This window comes from Silvania hatchlandensis, assembly GCF_025564065.1.
In the GTDB taxonomy this organism is placed as follows: Bacteria; Pseudomonadota; Gammaproteobacteria; order Enterobacterales; family Enterobacteriaceae; genus Enterobacter; species Enterobacter hatchlandensis.
The window spans coordinates 1-420 of sequence record NZ_JAMGZK010000018.1 but is presented as its reverse complement, the minus strand read 5'-3'; the positions used below and the strand labels follow the sequence as shown (position 1 = coordinate 420).

General features: G+C 47.4%; 1 pseudogene. It reads right to left on the bottom strand.

Annotated elements, in window-relative coordinates:
• Positions 1-312, bottom strand: a pseudogene (locus tag M8014_RS00090) (iron-sulfur cluster carrier protein ApbC); the annotation flags it as partial.
• Positions 313-420 lie beyond the last annotated feature (108 nt).

The window sequence follows — 420 nt, the reverse complement described above, 5'->3', positions numbered from 1 at the left end:
ATTAATACCCGGCTGATTCTTCACGCGTTTTAAGGTGGCGATATTGTGCGACAGTTTCCAGTCGATAGCTTTCGCCCCGGTGATACGCAGCAGTTCGGCGCTACATTGCTCTTTTAACTCTTCAAACGCGCTATGCCAGACGAATGGCATAACCAGTTCCACATGCAACGTGTCGTCCATCCAGGCGACATGGTACAACGCTTTCAGCGTGGTGAGGTTATGCTTCAGGGTTGGGTGCTGAAAATTGGCCAGTGTCCCGGCGACCATTGCGCGCAAGGCTTCTGGTGATTTGGCCTGGGATTGTTCGTTCATCCCGACTCCTTTTTTGTATAAATAAACCATCAGCTGATAGTTTACCTGAAGAATATAGAGAAGTACTTACTTAACATTTTCCCATTTGGTACTATCTAACCCCTTTTC